We start from the raw sequence: 16506 nt of genomic DNA, 5'->3' as shown, positions 1-16506 counted from the left end.
AACCGGAGACAGAGACCGGAAAGGAAGGCTTTCTTGCGGCACCAGTTCATCGCGCCCGAGCGCCGCGACTACAACCAATGGGCGGCCAACGAGACGCTGGAGGATTTCGCGCTGCGCTTCACCGCGCGCAGGGCGCGGCTGACACCGTCCCGCGTGGCCCATACCGCTGTCGGAGCACTGGCCTTTCTGGCCTGCGAGGCCATCGGCGGCTCGCTGACGCTGGCGCATGGCACACGCGATACGCTGGCAGCCATCGGCGGGTTGATCGTGCTGGCCCTGCTGATCGGTTGGCCGATTACCCGCAATGCGGCGCGCTCGGGGCTCGATATCGACCTGCTCACGCGGGGGGCAGGCTTTGGCTATATCGGCTCGACCATCACCTCTCTGGTCTATGCGTCTTTCACCTTTGTGCTCTTTGCCATCGAGGCCTCGATCATGTCGGTGGCGCTCAATCTGGCGCTCGGGGTGCCGCTCTGGCTGGGGCATCTGGTCTCGGCGCTGGTGGTGCTGCCGATTGCGGCTTTCGGGATCCGAAGGATCTCCAAAATGCAACGGCTGAGCCAGCCGGTTTGGCTGGTGTTCCAGATCGCGCCGCTCCTCGTGCTTCTCATGGCAGGCCAGGGCGGAACCGCGCCCGGTGCGGGCGCATGGCTGGGCTTTGGCGGGTCTGCCTCGGGATTCGATCTGATCCAGATCGGGGCAGGGATCTCTCTGTTGCTGTCGCTCCTGCCGCAGATCGGCGAACAGGTCGACTATCTGCGCTTCCTGCCCGAACGCGATGGCTGGCGCAGGCGTCTGGCGCTGGGGCTTGCAGGGCCCGGCTGGGTGCTGATCGCGGGCGCCAAGATCGCGCTCGGCTCGTGGCTGACGGTCATGGCGATCCGCGCGGGTGTCCCGCCCGATCTGGCCGCCCAGCCTGCTGTGGCCTTCGATCTGGCCTTCCGCACCGTCTTCGGAAATCCGCTGATCGCGCTGGTTGTGATGGGGGTTTTCGTCTGTGTCGCGCAGGTAAAGATCAATGTGACCAATGCCTATGCGGGCTCTATCGCTTGGTCGAATTTCTTCTCGCGCCTTACCCATAACCATCCGGGTCGTGTGGTCTGGCTGGTCTTTAACACCGCCCTTGCGCTGATGCTCATGGAATTGGGCGTGTTCGGGGCGCTCGAGAGCATCCTCGATCTCTACGGTATTCTGGCGGTGGGCTGGCTCGGGGCCGTGGCGGGCGATCTGGCGATTGCCAAGCCGCTGGGGCTCTCACCAAAGCTGATCGAGTTCAAGCGCGCCCATCTTTACGACATCAATCCCGTAGGCTGCGGGGCAATGGCGCTGTCGGTGCTGGTCTCGATCCTGTGTCTGACGGGGCTCGCGGGCGAGATGGCGCAGGCCTTCTGTGTGCCGGTCGGGCTGCTGGTCGCGTTTCTGGCCGCGCCCTGTCTGGCCTATGCCACGGGCGGGCGGTTCTATATCGCGCGCCAGTCGCAGACGCCTGCCGATGCGGAGGGGCTGTGCCAATGCGGCATCTGCGCCAACCGCTTCGATCCCGAGGACATGGCCCAATGTCCGGCTTACGGCGTGCCGATCTGCTCGCTGTGCTGCTCGCTCGAGGGGCGCTGCCGCGATCTGTGCAAGCCCGATGCACGGCTCTCGCAGCAGATCCGCACCCTGTCGCAGCGGTTGTTGCCCGCACGTCTCTCGGCGCGCAGGCGGGCGCGGATCGGGCAGGTGGCGGGGCTGGGGCTGGTCTTCATCCTGACCATGGCGGGGCTTCTGGGAGCCGTGCGCCATCAGGTGACCCGCGATATGGAAGAGATCCCCGCACAGGCCGTGGGCACCGCCTTCTGGGTCATCTTCGTGGCGCTGGCGATCCTGTCGGGGCTGATGGCGTGGTTCTTCGTGCTGGCCCATGAGAACCGCCGGCAGGTCGAGGATGAATTCGAGCGTCAGGCCGAGGATCTGCGCCGCGAGGTCTCGGCCCGCGAGGAGGCCGAGGCCGAGGCGCGCAAGGCCCGCGAGGTGGCCGAGGCCGCGAACTTTGCCAAATCGCGGTTTCTTACGGGGCTGAGCCACGAGATCCGCTCGCCGCTCAACGCGATCTACGGCTATGCCCAGCTGATGGAGCGCGATATCTCGGCCGCGCCTTCGGCGGTGGGCGTGATCCGCCGTTCGGCCGAGCATCTGGGCGATCTGGTGGACGGGTTGCAGGATATTTCCCGTGTCGAGAGCGGCACGCTCGTGCTGGCGCGCGACCGCGTGGCGCTTCCCGAGCTGCTGGACCAGCTGGCCGAGATCTTCCGTTTCCAGGCCGAGGCGAAGGGGCTCGAGTTTGTCTATGACCGCCAGGGCTGGCTGCCGCGACAGGTTCTGGTGGACCGCAAGCGGCTGCGACAGGTGCTGATCAATCTGCTCTCCAATGCGGTGAAATTCACCGAAGCCGGGCAAGTGGGGATGCGCCTGCGCTATCGCAGCCATATCCTCGAGGTCGAGGTGTTCGATACCGGCATGGGGATCGCGCCCGAGGATCTTGGCCGTATCTTCGATCCGTTCGATCGCGGCACCCGTGCCGATCTGGTGCCGGGCACGGGGCTGGGCCTCACGATCACCAAGCTTCTTGTCGAGATCATGGGCGGACAGTTGCGCGTCGAAAGTGCGCCAGCCGAGGGCACGCGCATGTTCCTGCAGCTGCTGATGTTCGAGGCATCGGGCGGACCACAGGGGCAGGCGCAGGCTATTGCGGGCTATGAGGGACCACGCAAACGGCTTTTGCTGGTCGATGACGATGCCGATCATCTGGCCCTCCTGCGCCGCATCCTTGCGCCTTTGGGCTTTCAGGTCGTGGTGGCGCAGAACGGGACCGAGGCGTTGCGCCTTGCGCCCTCGCTGCGCCCCGATCTGGCGCTTCTCGACATCACCATGCCGGTCATGACGGGCTGGGAGCTTGCCGGAAAGTTGCGGGCGCTCTCGTCAGAGATGAGGATCGTGATGCTGTCGGGTAATGCTCATGACAGCCATGCCGAGGGCGCGGGGGTGCATAACGCCTTCCTGCCCAAACCGGTCGATCTCGATGCAGTCGTGGCCGAGATCGGGCGTCTTCTGGACCTTCGCTGGCGTGAGGCGCAACCCGCCCGCCCGCCTGCGGCGCAGGTAAAAATCCCGCGCGAGATGCTCGAACGCTTGCTGGCGGCTGCGGAGATCGGTCACCGGCGCGGGGTTCTGGATATTCTGGAGGGCCGCCCGGCTGGATCGGTGGCGCATTGGATGCAGCTGGCGCAGGGGTTCGAGCTGCCACGGCTGGCACAGGAGCTGCGGGCTCTGCTGGAGGAGATAGGCGATGAGTGAGGATATCGTCCTGATCGTGGATGACACACCGCAGACACTGGGGCTTCTGACCGACACGCTGGAGCGTGAGGGGATGACGGTGCTGGTCGCGACCTCCGGTCAGGCGGCGCTGGACCTTTTGGCCAAGATCGCGCCGCATGTGATCTTGATGGATGCAGTGATGCCGGGTCTTGACGGGTTCACCACCACGCGGACCATCAAGCAGACACCGGGACGCGAGAATATCCCCGTCATCTTCATGACCGGACTGTCAGATACCGAACATGTGGTGGCGGGATTGGCGGCGGGCGGGGTCGATTATGTCACAAAGCCGATAAAGCTGGAGGAGCTGATCGCTCGTATCCGCGTGCATCTGTCCAACGCGCGTCTGGCCGAAGGCGCGCGGGCGGCGCTGGATGCCACGGGCCGGTCGTTGATGGCGATTGATGCGGGCGGGCGGATCTTGTGGACCACGCCACGCGCCGAGGAGCTCTTGGGTGGCCTGTTCCACGGCGGGCAGTTGATGCTGACCGATGCGTTGGTGGGGCAGCTTCTGTCACTGACCCGTCAGGCAGGAACGAGTGCGGTGGTGCCTCTGGGCGAGGCGGAGATCGGGTTCCATTATCTCAATCCGGTGCGCGAGGGCGAATATCTGTTCCGCGTGACCGAAGACCGTCCGGGTCTGCGCGAGGAGATCCTGCGCGATCGGTTTCCGCTGACCCAGCGCGAGGCGGAGGTGCTTGTCTGGGTCGCCGCAGGAAAATCCAATCAGGACATTGCCGACATTCTGGGGAATTCGGTCGCCACCGTCAAAAAGCACCTGTTGCAGATCTATGCCAAATTATCCGTGGAAAATCGGGCCACTGCCGCGGCAATGGCGGTGCAGGTGCTGGCCGAGCAGGGATAGGCCGCTCGGCCAAATTGTCACAAATCACACATTGACCAGATGCGCGACTTCGGCGGCGGTATCCTCTGCCGTGCGTCCCTGACGGACCTGCCGCCCACGTTGCAGCACGCAATACTCATCGGCAAAGGACCATGCGAAATCGAGATATTGCTCGACGATGATGATGGTCACCCCCAGCTCGCTGCGCACGCGGCGCAGGGCCTCCTCGATCTGCTGGACCACATTGGGCTGGATGCCTTCAGTGGGCTCGTCGAGCAGCAGGAGTTTCGGCTGGCCACAGAGCGCCCGACCGATCGCCAGCTGCTGTTGCTCGCCGCCAGATAGAACTCCCGCCTTACGATGGCGGATCTGGTCGAGCTTGGGGAAGAGATCGAAGATATGATCGGGGATGCCCCGGCCAATCAGCCCCTTGCCGCGCCCCGCCAGGGCCGAGAGCCCGGAGAGCAGGTTTTCCTCTACGCTCAGATGCGGGAAAACATGGCGGCCCTGCGGCACAAAGCCGATGCCCGCGCGCGAGCGCTCATGCGGTTTGGTCGAGGTGACATCCGCCCCGTCCAGAGTGATGCGGCCCCTAGTGGCTTTCTGAACGCCCATGATGGTGCGCAAAAGGGTGGTCTTGCCTACGCCATTGCGCCCGATCAGGGCGAGCGCACCGCCGCGCTCTACATCAAGGTCGATATCGAACAGCACGGGGCTCTGGCCGTAACCTGCGCCGACGCGCTCCATTTTCAACAGGCTGTCCATGGGCTTACTCCTTTGCGCGGCCAAGATAGACGGCAGCGACCTCGGCATCGGCACGCACCTCGGCGACCGAGCCCTGTTTGAGGAATTTGCCCTGATGCATCACGGTGACCTTGGCGCCAAGTTCCTCGACAAAGGCCATATCATGGTCGATCACCAGCACCGCATGATCGCCCAGAAGCGAATGGATGAGCTTGGCCGTCTTCGAGGTCTCGTTGGGGCCCATGCCGGCGGTGGGCTCGTCGAGCAGAAGCAGCTCGGCTCCCGTGGCCACCACCATCCCGATCTCGAGCCATTGCTTCTCGCCATGGGCCAGATCGCGGGCATAGGTATCTGCCCTGTCGGTCAGGCCGATCTTCTCCAGCAGATCATCAACCTGCCGGGCCTCCTCGCGCTTGGCGCCATGGCCGAAGCCTTTCCACCAGCGGCGATCCTTGCGCGCCGAGACGAGCAGGTTGTCGCGCACGGTGAGCGAGGGCAGCACCCCCGGTGTCTGGAATTTACGGCAGATGCCACGGCGGACGATTTCGAATTCGGGCAGGTTGGTGATATTGGCGCCGTTGAAGGTCACCGTTCCCGAGGCCGATTGAACCCGCCCGATGATCGTGTCGCAGAGCGTGGATTTGCCCGCACCATTGGGGCCGATCAGCACCCGCAGCTGGCCGCGTTCGAGCGTCATCGAGAAATTGTCGATGGCTTTGAACCCGTCGAAATCCACTGTGATACCATCGAGTTTCAGGATATAGGGATCGGGGGTTACGGGGGTATAGGCGTTCATTTCGGCTCCTCCACGAGGTCCGCTTCGGGGGTGCGGCGGTTACGGGATTTCTCGATCAGCTCTTCGATCAGACCGGCGATACCATTGGGCAGGAACATGACCGTCAGGATGAAGACGAGGCCCAGCACATAGAGCCACGCTTCCGGCATGGCCGAGGAGATCACGTCCTTGGCAAGGTTGACCACCAGTGCGCCAAGGACTGCGCCCCAGAGGCTGTGGCGGCCACCGACCGCGACCCAGACCACCATCTCGATCGAAGGCACCACGCCTACGAATGCGGGCGAGACCACACCGGCATGGAGCGTAAAGAGTGCCCCTGCAATCGATGCGAACATGCCTGCGAATGCGAAGGCCACGACCTTGTAGGGGGTTGTGTTATAGCCCAAGAAGCGCACGCGGTTCTCGCCATCGCGGGTGGCGCGCAAAAGCGTGCCGTAGCGCGAGCCGGTCAGCCATTTGGTAAAGGCGAAGACTACGACCAGAAGCGCCAGCGTGACGAAATAGAGGATGCGGTTGGCCTCCGGAGTGCCCAGTTGCAAGCCGAAGATCTCGGTGAAGCCGGTGAGCCCGTTATAGCCGCCTGTCGTGCTTTGCTGGCTGGTCAGCAGCGTGGCAAAGGTCAGCGCCACGGCCTGTGTGATGAGGGCGAAATAGACCCCCACGATGCGGCGGCGGAAGACGAGCCACGAGAAGAGGGCCGCGAAAGCCGTCGGGATTACGATGATGGCGGCGATGGCAAAGGCGGGGTTGGCAAAGGGCACCCACCACCAGGGAAGCTCCATCACGCCCGACCATTCCATGAAATCGGGCAGGCTGCCCGCGGGCAGCGAGGCCAGTTTCATATACATGGCGATGGAATAGCCGCCCAGTCCGAAGAATACGCCTTGTCCGAGCGTGAGGATACCGGCCTCGCCCCAGATCAGCACGATGCCGATGGCAAGGATGCCCATGGCGAGGAAACGGCCCAGCAGATTGAGGTCGTAGGACGACACGAAGGAGGGAGCGAGAACGGCCAGTGCCAGCACGGCGATCCAGCCATAGCGGTGAATTGCAGTCATATCAGTCCTCCAGAGCGCGCGAGCGGGTGGCCACCACGCCTTGCGGGCGGAATTGCAGGAAGATGATCACGGACAGCAGCATCAGCACTTGGCTCATCGAGACATCGAGGAAGATCTGGCTGATCGCCGAGACGAGGCCGAGGATAATGGCGGCAATCGTTGTGCCCACCATCGAGCCAAGCCCGCCCATGACCACCACGAGGAAAGCGGGGATGATATAGCTCTGGCCGACCGAGGGGGTGACGGGTCCGAGAAGCGAGAGCACCACGCCCGCAAGCCCCGCGATGCCCGTGCCGAGGCAGAAGACGGCCAGATCGACGCGGCGGACATTGATGCCCGAGGCGCTTGCCATCATGCGGTCCTGATTGACCGCGCGGACCAGAAGACCCAGCCGGGTGCGCGCGATGAGAAGTCCCAGCGCCACCAGCACCAGAACCGCCACCAGAAGGATGAAGATCCGGGTCGAGGGGAAATAGACACCTGCCAGCATGAAGCCGGTATTGAGCCAGTCGGGCGCGGTGACCCCCACTCCGATGGGGCCGAAGATCGAGCGCGCCGCCTGTTGCAGGATGAGGCTGACCCCCCATGTGGCCAGAAGCGTATCAAGCGGGCGCGCCGAGAGTTTGCGCACCACGGTCAGCTCCATGATGCCGCCCAGAAGTGCCGCGCCGAGGAAGGCCACCGGCATCGCGACGAGGATCGCCAGCGGACCCGGCACGACCAGATAGGTGAGATAGGCCAGATAGCCGCCCAGCATCAGCATCTCGCCATGCGCCATATTGATCACCCGCATCAGCCCGAAGCTGAGCGCGAGACCGAGAGCGGCGAGAACAAAGAGCGAGGCAACACTGAAACCGTTGAAGATCTGCCCGACAACAAGTGCGGTGTCCAACATGGGTTTTCTCCTTCGCGGGAAAGAAATCGGCCCCCGGTGCGATCCGGGGGCCAGTCGGGGGATCAGTTGGTTGCGCTCAGGTCGCAGGATTTGCCCGGGAAGGTGAGAGCATCATAGGGCTCGGGGGTGATTTCACCTTCGGATTTCCAGACGATGTCGAATTTGCCGTTCTCGTCGAGCTTGCCGACATAGGCGGTCTGGGTCAGCGACTGGTTGGGCGCGAAGGCCACATCGCCCATAGGCGTTGCCACATCGAGGTCGACAGCGGCTTTGCGCACAGCATCGGTCTCGAAGCTGCCGGCCTTTTCAACGGCTGCTTTCCAGGCATAGACATCAAGATAGCCATGCAGCATCGGATCGGTGATCGCGGCATCGGCGCCATATTTCGCGCGGTAGGCTTCGACGAATTTCGCGTTCGCATCGCCCGGCAGGGTCTCGAAATAGTTCCATGCGGCATAGGAACCTGCCACCAGCGAGGTGCCCATTGCTTGCGCTTCCTGCTCGGCGATCGAGAAGCTCATGACCGGCGTATCTTCCAGCGTGATGCCCGAGGCGGCGAGCTGTTTGAAGAAGGACACGTTTGAATCGCCATTGAGCGTGTTGAGGATGATATCGGGCTTGGCCGCGCGGATCTTGGCGACCACAGCGGAGAAATCGGTGCCGCCGAGGGGCACATATTCCTCGCCCGCCATGGTCAGGCCGTCTTTCTCGATATGTTTCTTCACGATCAGGTTGGCCGTGCGCGGGAAGACGTAATCCGAACCGACGAGGAAGAAGCTCTTGTCGCCTTCGGCCTTGGCCCATTCATAGGCGGGCAGGATCTGCTGGTTGGGCTGGGCGCCCGAATACATGATATTGGCCGAGCATTCGTTACCCTCGAACTGGACCGGATACCACAGCAGGTTATCGGTGCGCTCGAAGACCGGCAGCATCGCCTTGCGCGAGGCCGAGGTCCAGCCGCCGAAAACGGTGACGACATCGTCATTCTCGATCAGCTTGGTGGCTTTCTGCGCGAAGATCGCGGGGTCGGAGGCGCCATCCTCGACAACCGCCTTGATCTGGTGGCCCATCACGCCGCCTGCGGCATTGATCTCGTCAATCGCCATGACTTCGGCGTTTTTCACGGTGACTTCCGAGATTGCCATCGTGCCCGAGAGCGATTGCAGAACACCGACATTCACGGTGTCTTCGGCCAGCGCGCCATGGGCGGAGGCGGCGCCGAAGGCCAGAGCCGCGATGGTCAGATTGGTCTTTTTCATAGTTCATCCCCGTTGTTGATGGTGCCGCGTTTTTGGAAGGGGCGGCGTGGGGAGGACGATGACGCGATCGCGCGCAAAGGCATATGCACCAAAGGGAGTATGGCGGTCAGGCGCGCAGGGTGCTTGCCGCTGTGTCCGCCCGCAAAGATGCATGACCGGTTTTCCTTATTTGCAAGGGGAAAACCGGCGCGGCCGCGCTATTTTCAGACGGGGAGGGTTGTGAAAGGGTAATCAGTGCTGGCGGAATATATTCTCTCGAAAGTCGATGGTCTTGTGCGCAGGACCTTGCACCCCCGTCCTTCGCGTGAGGCGCGCCGTCATGCGTCACAGGGGCTTATGCCGCGGCGCGGGCGGCTCGACGAGGCCGTCGACCCGCTCGAGCAGGCCTGTGCCCGGGTGGTGCTGGCGATGCCCGCCGAGGAACGGCGCGTGCTGGAGTTGACCTATGGTCTGACCGGCCATCTGCCCATCAGGCCGCACCGGGCCGCCGATATGCTTGGCTGGGGACTGGCACAGACCATGACCATCGGCGAGGGCGCGATCTTGCGGTTGCGCAATTCGGCCAGCGGTCAGGCGGCCTTCGGCGCGCTTCTGGCGGCGCTACATTTGCGACTTCTGGACGCCGCCGAGAGGATCTACGACCTGCGGATGGAAAACGCGCCGCGTGCCGAGAGGGATATGGTCCTCAAGCGGTTCTGGTGTGAGCTGAGCCCTGTCGAGCGGCTCTGCCTGCGGGGGTTCGGCGAGGGTGAAGTGGCCGAGATGCGGGTGGCGCTGGAGGCACGCGCGGACGGCCGGATCTGAAATCGGGGCTTATGCGGTCTCGCGGGCGACCAGCTCGCCCAGAAACATCCGGCTTTGCATCGGTTCCTGCGCCTCGAGCACCTCGACGAGATAGGCGGCCATCTCGGCCAGTGGCTGGCGATAGGTGGTCAGCCGGTAATTGGCGCCTGCCGCCTGCGGCACATCGTCGAAGCCGATCACCGCGATATCCTCGGGCACGCGCAGTTTCAGGTCGTGCCGGATGGCATCAATCGCCCCCAAAGCAAGCGCGTCATTCTCGCAGACGATGACATCGGGCAAGGCCTCCGCCGCCCGTCCGCGCAGGCTCTCGCGGATCAGCGATTCGGCTTTTTGCGAATCATAGGCGCCGATCCATGCGGTTTCGGGCGTATGCCCGTGGGTCTGCCCCCAATACTCCATGAAGGTCTCCTTGCGCAGCAGATGCGCCGAGAACGTGCGCGGCCCTGCCAGATAGAACGGCCTGCGGAAGCCCTTGCGCGTGACATATTCGGCGATGCATCGGGTCGCGGCCTGATCATCCACCGCGATCGAGATCACGCCCTCGACCTGCGAGGTTCGCGCGAAGACGATCAGCTTGGGCTGGCGCCCGCCCTGATGGACCTGATCGAGGATCTCGTCGCTGAACTGGATGCCGATCAGGATCGTCGCATCGACGCGGCGCTGGCTGGCATGGCGCAAGGCCGGCGCAGTATCATCGGTATCGAGCGTGTTCACCAGCAAGATATCCCACCCGCCCTGACGCAGCGCGCGGGTCAGATGCTCCAGCATTACCAGTTTGTGGGGATTGGCAAAATCGTCGATCAGAAGCGCAACCAGATTGGAGCGCGCCGAGACGGAGCGCGCCGAGGCCAGACCTGCTGCACGCAGATCGGGGATATAGCCCAGATCGGCTGCGGCCTGCATCACCTTCTCGCGGGCTTTGGCGGAAATCGAGGCATCTTTGCGGAAGGCACGATTGACCGTCCAGCGCGAGACACCCGCTGCGCGGGCCACGTCATCGGCGGTCACATAGCTGCCGTAAGCGGTGCTGGCCTCTGGGGTCGTCGGGACGTCGTTACTCATGCTCTGGTCCTTGTTACGCGATCGGGCAGCGTGGCTGTCCGGTCACCGTTTCTATAGCGCCTCTTGGACGGCAGCTCCACTCTACAGAGTAACTGTCGGCTGGCTCATAAATTTTGCACACGAGAGCAAATTTAGCTTGCACACGCGAGCAAAGGAAGTCTTAATATCCCCATCGCGGCCTTGAGGAGGGCGGCAACAGGGAGGGATAAATGCTGAAAGTTGGGCTTTTGGGCGCCGGCCGGATCGGTCAGGTGCATGCTGTGAACATTGCCGGAAACCCGCGCTCGACGCTGGTGGCGGTCTCGGATGTCTACCGTCCGGGGGCCGAGGCGCTGGCCGAGAAATTCGGGGCCGAGGCGCGCACCACCGAGGAGATCCTCGCTGATCCGGCGATCGATGCGGTGCTGGTGGCGACCTCGACCGATACCCACTCGGATCTGATCGAGCAGGCCACGGCGGCCGGCAAGGCGGTGCTCTGCGAGAAGCCGGTCGATCTGTCACTGTCGCGGGCCAAAGCCTGTCTGGCGCAGGCATCGATGACGGGCCGTCCGGTGATGATGGGCTTCAACCGTCGCTTCGATCCGAATTTCGCGACGCTGAAGGCTTCGGTGCAGCGCGGCGAGATCGGCAAGCCCGAGCTGTTGTCGATCACCTCCTTCGATCCCGCACCGCCTCCGGTGTCCTATATCAAGGTCTCGGGCGGGCTGTTCCGCGATATGATGATCCATGATTTCGATATGGCCAACTTCCTGATGGGCGAGGCGCCGGTGACGGTGCGCGCGGTCGGCAGCTCGATCGTCGATCCCGAGATCGGCGCGGCAGGCGATGTCGATACGGCCGTGGTCACGCTGACCTATGCCGACGGGCGGATCGCCGTTATCAAGAACTCGCGCCGGGCCGTCTATGGCTATGACCAGCGGGTCGAACTGCTGGGCTCCGAAGGGCTGTTGCAGGCGCAGAACATGCTGGAGAACACCGTGGTGCGGTCGACGACCCAGGGTGTGATGAGTGCCAAGCCCACCTATTTCTTCCTCGAGCGGTATATGCCCGCCTATGCGGCGGAATGGGAGGCCTTCGTGGCAGCCCTTGTGGATGGCGCGGCCCTGCCGACCTCGCTCGAGGACGGGATTGCCGCTTTGGCGATGGCGGAAGCGGCCACGGAATCGGCCAAAACCGGACAGGCTGTCTCGCTCGATCTGCATGAGGAGCTTTACCAGCGCGCGGTCTGACGCGCTGGTCCAGACACCCCCGCGGGGGCCGTGCCGGAAGAGGAGCCGGCAGGGACCACCCCTCGCAGGGTAAGTGGGGGCCGTAAAAGGCCCAACCGGCCAAGGGCCGGATAACCGGCGCAAAGGGCGACAGGGACGCCCGCGCCAAGACCTTTTTGGGAGGAGAGACCAATGAAAACCCTTTTTGCCACGGCAGCTGTGACCGCGATGATGGCTGGATCGGCGATGGCGCAAGAGATCATCGTTGTGACCCATGGTCAGGCCAGTGATCCGTTCTGGTCGGTCGTGAAAAACGGTGCCGCCGAGGCGGCAAAGGATACCGGCGCGACCGTCGATGTCCGCTCGCCCGAGACTTTCGATATGGTCCAGATGAGCCAGTTGATCGATGCTGCCGTGAACCAGGAGCCCGACGGGCTCGTTGTGAGCATTCCCGATGCCGACGCGCTCGGGCCGTCGATCCAGCGCGCGGTGGATGCCGGTATTCCGGTGATCTCGATGAACTCGGGTGGCGATGTGTCCAAGGAACTGGGCGCGATGCTGCATGTGGGCCAATCCGAATATGATGCGGGCAAGGCCGCAGGGGTCAAGCTCGCGGAAATGGGCGGCACCAAGGGCATCTGTGTGAACCAGGAAGTGGGCAATGTCTCGCTCGATCAGCGCTGTGCGGGTTTCGAGGAGGGGTTCGGCAATCCGGTCGAGGTCATCCCGACCATGACCGATCCGGCAGAGGTGGAATCCAAGGTCCGCGCGGCACTTGAATCCGATCCCGATGTGAATACGGTTCTGGGTCTGTCGGCACCCATCGTGGGCGAACCCTCGGTCAAGGCCGTGAAGGCGATCGGGCGCGATGACGTGCTGGTGGCGACCTTCGATATGTCGTCCTCCTTCCTGCAATCGGTTGTTGATGGCGATGCGGCCTTCGCGATTGACCAGCAGCAGTTCCTGCAAGGCTATCTGCCGGTGGCCTTCCTGGCGCTCAATGCCAAATACGGGCTGATGCCTGCAGGCGATGTGCCCTCGGGTCCGAACCTGATCACGCAGGACAAGGCCGAGCAGGTCATCGACCTCGCTGCCAAAGGTATTCGCTAAGTCAACGGGATGTCCGGAGCACCCGCTCCGGGCATCCGCCGCGCCGTATTACGGGCGCATGTCATGTGACGCATGACACTTCCGGCCCGAGGGCCGGGCTGCTGGGGAAGAGCAGCCAATTTTTCAAGACGGATCGCATGTGGGGAGGGAACCATGCCAACGGACGCCACCATCGAGGCGGACGAACGGATCAAATCCGAGTCGTTTGCCGCTAAACTTATGAAACGACCGGAGCTGGGTGCCATCGGGGGTCTGATCCTCGTCACTCTGTTCTTCTTGTTCACCGCCGACAGCACGATGTTCACCCTGTCCGGCATCATGAATTTTCTGACGCCTTCGGCACAGCTGGGTATTCTGGGCATTGCCGCCGCCATGCTGATGATCGGTGGCGAGTTCGACCTGTCCATCGGCTCCATGGTAGCCTTCGCAGGCATGGTCTTCGGTGTGTTCACCGTCAATCTCGGCCTGCCGCTGATCTTTTCGATCCCGTTGACCATGGTCTTTGCCGCGGCGATCGGGGCGGCCAATGGTGCCATCGTCATCCGCACGGGGTTGCCCTCCTTCATCGTTACGCTGGCGGGTCTGTTCATCCTGCGCGGCCTGTCTCTGGTCGGGCTGAAGCTCTTCACCGGCGGTTCGACCCAGCTGCGCGGTGTGCGTGAGGCCGTCGAGGGGGATTTCCTGACCCCGTTCTTCTCTGGAGATGCGTTTACCGGCCTGTTCGCATGGATGGCCAAAGCGGGCATCATCGACAGTTTCAAATCGGGCGCGCCCAAAGTGCCGGGGGTGCCGGTCGAAGTGCTGTGGTTCATAGGTTTCGCACTGGTCGCCACCTATATCCTGCTACGCACGCCGGTGGGGAACTGGATCTTCGCCACCGGCGGGGACAGCAATGCCGCGCAGAATTCTGGCGTGCCGGTGAAGCGTGTGAAGATCTCGCTCTTCATGCTGACGGCCATTGCCGCGAGCCTTGTAGCCATCATCACCGTGATCGATGCCGGCTCCACCGATGCGCGTCGTGGCTTCCAGAAGGAATTCGAGGCGATCATCGCGGCCGTGATCGGCGGGTGCCTTCTGACTGGCGGTTACGGCTCGGCCATCGGGGCCTTCTTCGGGGCGATCATCTTCGGCATGGTCACCATCGGTCTGACCTATACCAATTTCGATCAGGACTGGTTCCAGGTCTTCCTGGGCGGCATGCTGCTGATTGCCGTGGTCTTCAACAATGTGGTGCGCAAACGCGTGACGGGGGAGCGTTGAGATGACCCTTCAGGATAGCAAATTCCATCACGGCTCGGTCGCCGGTGCGCAGGCCCCGATCATCGAGATGAAAGAGATCACCAAGCATTTCGGTAATGTCATCGCGCTCAACGGGGTGACTTTCAATGTGAAACCCGGTGAATGCCATTGCCTGCTTGGTGATAACGGCGCGGGTAAATCGACCTTCATCAAGACCATGTCGGGCGTGCACAAGCCCACCTCCGGCACGATCACCTTCGAGGACAGGCCGCTGTCCTTCTCCAGCCCGCGCGATGCGATGGAGGCAGGGATTGCCACCGTGTTCCAGGATCTGGCGATGATCCCGCTGATGTCGGTCACCCGCAATTTCTTCATGGGGCGCGAGCCCACCAAGGGCAGGGGCCTGACCAAGCGTCTCGATATCGAGCGTGCCAACGAGATCACCATGGAAGAGATGCGCAAGATGGGCATCAACCTGCGCGCGCCCGATCAGGCGGTGGGCACGCTTTCGGGCGGCGAACGCCAGACGGTGGCCATTGCCCGCGCGGTGTTCTTCGGCGCGAAGGTGCTGATCCTTGACGAGCCCACCTCGGCGCTGGGTGTGCGCCAGACCTCCAACGTGCTCGCGACCATCGACCGCGTCCGCGATCAGGGGGTGGGGGTCGTCTTCATCTCGCATAACGTGCGCCATGCGATGGCAGTGGGCGACCGCTTCACCGTGCTCAACCGTGGCCAGACCCTTGGAACGGCAGCGCGGGGCGAGATCACCTCGTCCGAACTGCAGGACCTCATGGCTGGCGGTCAGGAACTGGCCGACCTCGAAGGGTCGCTCGGCGGCACGATCTGACGCAAATTCCGGGCGGTAGCGCCCGGAAGCCTTGCAGGTTTTCCGATAGGTATGGAGTTTGCCATGACGGGCACTCTTTCGCAAAAGCCACTCGGGGTAGCCCTGATCGGCACCGGCTTCATGGGCAAATGCCATGCGATGGCATGGAATAACGTCGCAACGGTTTTCGGCGGAGCGCGGCCCCGTCTGGAGCTGCTCTGCGATGCCGACCCCGATGCGGCCGCGCGTCTTGCGCCCCAATGGGGGTTTGCCCGCGCGACAAGCGACTGGCGCGAGGTGATGGCCGATCCGCGGGTCGATGTGGTCTCCATCACTGTGCCCAACGGTCTGCATTACCCTATGGCCATGGCCGCACTTGCGGCAGGCAAGCATATCTGGCTCGAAAAGCCGATGGCGCTGACGTTGCAAGATGCCCGCGCCATGGCCGAGATGGCCGCAGCCCATCCGCAGCAGGTCACCATTCTGGGCTATAACTACCTGCGCTCGCCCGCAGTCCAGGCAATCCGCGCGCTGGTCGATGCGGGCGCGCTGGGGCAGCTGCATACGTTCCGCGGTGTCTATGACGAGGATTATGCCGCCGATCCCGATTTGCCATGGTCGTGGCGCCATACCTTGCAGGGTGGGGGCTTGGGCGCTTTGGGCGATCTTGGCTGCCATCTCGTCTCGCTCATGGTGGCTCTGATGGGGCCAGTCGCGGGGCTATCTGCCCGGACCCATATCGCCATTGCCGAACGTCCTTCGCCCGAGGGGATGAAAGCGGTCGAAAACGAGGATAGCGCGATGGCGGTTCTGCGTTTCGCCTCGGGTGCACAGGGGAGCTTTGCCACCTCGCGGGTCGCGCGCGGGCGCAAATGCCATCTGTCGTTCGAGATCCATGGCAGCCTCGGGGCCTTGCGCTTCGATCAGGAGCATATGAATGAATTTTGGCTGCACAGGCAGGGCGAGGCAGGGTTTGTCCGCCACCTCACCGGCCCCGAACAGCCCGATTTCGCGGCATTCTGTCCCGCGCCAGGCCATAATTTCGGCTTCAACGAGCAGAAGGTTATCGAGGCGCGCGATCTGGTGGCGTGCATCGGGGGGGCGTCCGCATGCGGCCCCGATTTCGCGCAGGGTCTTGTGATCGAGGAAATCATTCACGCTATGGCCCGCTCGAACGGCACATGGCGCGACATTCAGGAGGCCCGCAGCCTTTCATAAGCGGGCGCGAGGGAGGAAGACATGAAACCATTGGATGTAATTACGATTGGTCGCGCTGGCGTTGACCTTTACGGCTCGCAGGTTGG

The 16506-nt window shown here is 63.2% G+C and carries 14 protein-coding genes; 8 read left to right on the top strand and 6 right to left on the bottom strand.

The window, feature by feature from the left end; genetic code table 11:
- Positions 1-33: 33 nt before the first annotated feature.
- Positions 34-3336, top strand: a complete 3303-nt coding sequence (locus tag VSX56_RS13750) for a hybrid sensor histidine kinase/response regulator (RefSeq protein WP_350937902.1) — start codon at positions 34-36, stop codon at positions 3334-3336.
- Positions 3329-4222 carry a response regulator gene (locus VSX56_RS13745; protein WP_350937900.1) on the top strand — a complete coding sequence of 298 codons (894 nt, stop codon included), beginning with the start codon at positions 3329-3331 and terminating at the stop codon, positions 4220-4222. Before VSX56_RS13750 ends, VSX56_RS13745 begins: the two co-directional genes overlap by 8 nt.
- A gap of 24 nt (positions 4223-4246) precedes the next feature.
- Here VSX56_RS13745 and urtE read toward each other — a convergent pair whose 3' ends face one another.
- From urtE to urtA, 5 genes are all read right to left on the bottom strand, one after another.
- Complete coding sequence (urtE, locus tag VSX56_RS13740; protein ID WP_339115265.1) at positions 4247-4966, bottom strand: urea ABC transporter ATP-binding subunit UrtE; 720 nt, start codon at positions 4964-4966, stop codon at positions 4247-4249.
- Positions 4967-4970: 4 nt separating this feature from the next.
- The gene (gene urtD, locus VSX56_RS13735) at positions 4971-5741 is read right to left on the bottom strand and encodes an urea ABC transporter ATP-binding protein UrtD (protein ID WP_350937898.1); all 771 of its coding nucleotides are present in this window, start codon (positions 5739-5741) and stop codon (positions 4971-4973) included.
- Positions 5738-6799: an urea ABC transporter permease subunit UrtC gene (gene urtC / locus VSX56_RS13730; RefSeq protein WP_350937896.1), complete on the bottom strand. Its 1062-nt coding sequence runs from the start codon at positions 6797-6799 to the stop codon at positions 5738-5740. The genes urtD and urtC overlap by 4 nt, the downstream gene beginning before the upstream one ends.
- A 1-nt stretch (position 6800) precedes the next feature.
- Positions 6801-7694 carry an urea ABC transporter permease subunit UrtB gene (urtB, locus tag VSX56_RS13725; protein WP_350937894.1) on the bottom strand — a complete coding sequence of 298 codons (894 nt, stop codon included), beginning with the start codon at positions 7692-7694 and terminating at the stop codon, positions 6801-6803.
- A gap of 62 nt (positions 7695-7756) precedes the next feature.
- Positions 7757-8953 (bottom strand): urea ABC transporter substrate-binding protein, encoded by a 1197-nt coding sequence (gene urtA / locus VSX56_RS13720; RefSeq protein WP_350937892.1) that lies wholly within the window; start codon positions 8951-8953, stop codon positions 7757-7759.
- A 234-nt stretch (positions 8954-9187) separates the two neighbouring features.
- On the opposite strand from urtA, the gene VSX56_RS13715 reads away from it, so the two are divergent.
- Complete coding sequence (locus VSX56_RS13715) at positions 9188-9757, top strand: hypothetical protein (RefSeq protein ID WP_350937890.1); 570 nt, start codon at positions 9188-9190, stop codon at positions 9755-9757.
- A 9-nt stretch (positions 9758-9766) separates the two neighbouring features.
- Here VSX56_RS13715 and VSX56_RS13710 read toward each other — a convergent pair whose 3' ends face one another.
- Positions 9767-10819: a LacI family DNA-binding transcriptional regulator gene (locus VSX56_RS13710; protein ID WP_350937887.1), complete on the bottom strand. Its 1053-nt coding sequence runs from the start codon at positions 10817-10819 to the stop codon at positions 9767-9769.
- Positions 10820-11028: 209 nt separating this feature from the next.
- Between VSX56_RS13710 and iolG the strand changes: the two genes are divergently transcribed.
- The 5 genes from iolG (at position 11029) to VSX56_RS13685 (ending at position 16420) form a co-directional block, all read left to right on the top strand.
- Positions 11029-12048 (top strand): inositol 2-dehydrogenase, encoded by a 1020-nt coding sequence (gene iolG / locus VSX56_RS13705; RefSeq protein ID WP_339115258.1) that lies wholly within the window; start codon positions 11029-11031, stop codon positions 12046-12048.
- Between the two features lie 171 nt (positions 12049-12219).
- On the top strand, positions 12220-13137 hold the full coding sequence (locus VSX56_RS13700) for a sugar ABC transporter substrate-binding protein (protein WP_339115257.1): 918 nt from the start codon (positions 12220-12222) through the stop codon (positions 13135-13137).
- 153 nt (positions 13138-13290) lie between these two features.
- Positions 13291-14397, top strand: coding sequence for an ABC transporter permease (locus tag VSX56_RS13695; RefSeq protein WP_339115256.1), 1107 nt, complete (start codon positions 13291-13293; stop codon positions 14395-14397).
- Position 14398: 1 nt separating this feature from the next.
- Positions 14399-15223 (top strand): ATP-binding cassette domain-containing protein, encoded by an 825-nt coding sequence (locus VSX56_RS13690; RefSeq protein WP_339115255.1) that lies wholly within the window; start codon positions 14399-14401, stop codon positions 15221-15223.
- A 63-nt stretch (positions 15224-15286) separates the two neighbouring features.
- The gene (locus VSX56_RS13685) at positions 15287-16420 is read left to right on the top strand and encodes a Gfo/Idh/MocA family protein (protein ID WP_339115254.1); all 1134 of its coding nucleotides are present in this window, start codon (positions 15287-15289) and stop codon (positions 16418-16420) included.
- Positions 16421-16506 lie beyond the last annotated feature (86 nt).

Origin of the sequence: Thioclava kandeliae, assembly GCF_040297545.1 — a bacterium.
GTDB classification, from domain to species: domain Bacteria; phylum Pseudomonadota; class Alphaproteobacteria; order Rhodobacterales; family Rhodobacteraceae; genus Thioclava; species Thioclava kandeliae.
The sequence above is the reverse complement of the archived record's forward strand: the minus strand, read 5'-3'. Positions and strand labels throughout refer to the sequence as shown.

Excerpts from the sequence above, each read along its gene's own strand:
- VSX56_RS13745 (WP_350937900.1), top strand. The coding sequence starts at position 3,329 with ATGAGTGAGGATATCGTCCTGATCGTGGATGACACACCGCAGACACTG.
- urtE (WP_339115265.1), bottom strand. The coding sequence starts at position 4,966 with ATGGACAGCCTGTTGAAAATGGAGCGCGTCGGCGCAGGTTACGGCCAG.
- urtD (WP_350937898.1), bottom strand. The coding sequence starts at position 5,741 with ATGAACGCCTATACCCCCGTAACCCCCGATCCCTATATCCTGAAACTC.
- urtC (WP_350937896.1), bottom strand. The coding sequence starts at position 6,799 with ATGACTGCAATTCACCGCTATGGCTGGATCGCCGTGCTGGCACTGGCC.
- urtB (WP_350937894.1), bottom strand. The coding sequence starts at position 7,694 with ATGTTGGACACCGCACTTGTTGTCGGGCAGATCTTCAACGGTTTCAGT.
- urtA (WP_350937892.1), bottom strand. The coding sequence starts at position 8,953 with ATGAAAAAGACCAATCTGACCATCGCGGCTCTGGCCTTCGGCGCCGCC.
- VSX56_RS13710 (WP_350937887.1), bottom strand. The coding sequence starts at position 10,819 with ATGAGTAACGACGTCCCGACGACCCCAGAGGCCAGCACCGCTTACGGC.
- iolG (WP_339115258.1), top strand. The coding sequence starts at position 11,029 with ATGCTGAAAGTTGGGCTTTTGGGCGCCGGCCGGATCGGTCAGGTGCAT.
- VSX56_RS13700 (WP_339115257.1), top strand. The coding sequence starts at position 12,220 with ATGAAAACCCTTTTTGCCACGGCAGCTGTGACCGCGATGATGGCTGGA.
- VSX56_RS13695 (WP_339115256.1), top strand. The coding sequence starts at position 13,291 with ATGCCAACGGACGCCACCATCGAGGCGGACGAACGGATCAAATCCGAG.
- VSX56_RS13690 (WP_339115255.1), top strand. The coding sequence starts at position 14,399 with ATGACCCTTCAGGATAGCAAATTCCATCACGGCTCGGTCGCCGGTGCG.
- VSX56_RS13685 (WP_339115254.1), top strand. The coding sequence starts at position 15,287 with ATGACGGGCACTCTTTCGCAAAAGCCACTCGGGGTAGCCCTGATCGGC.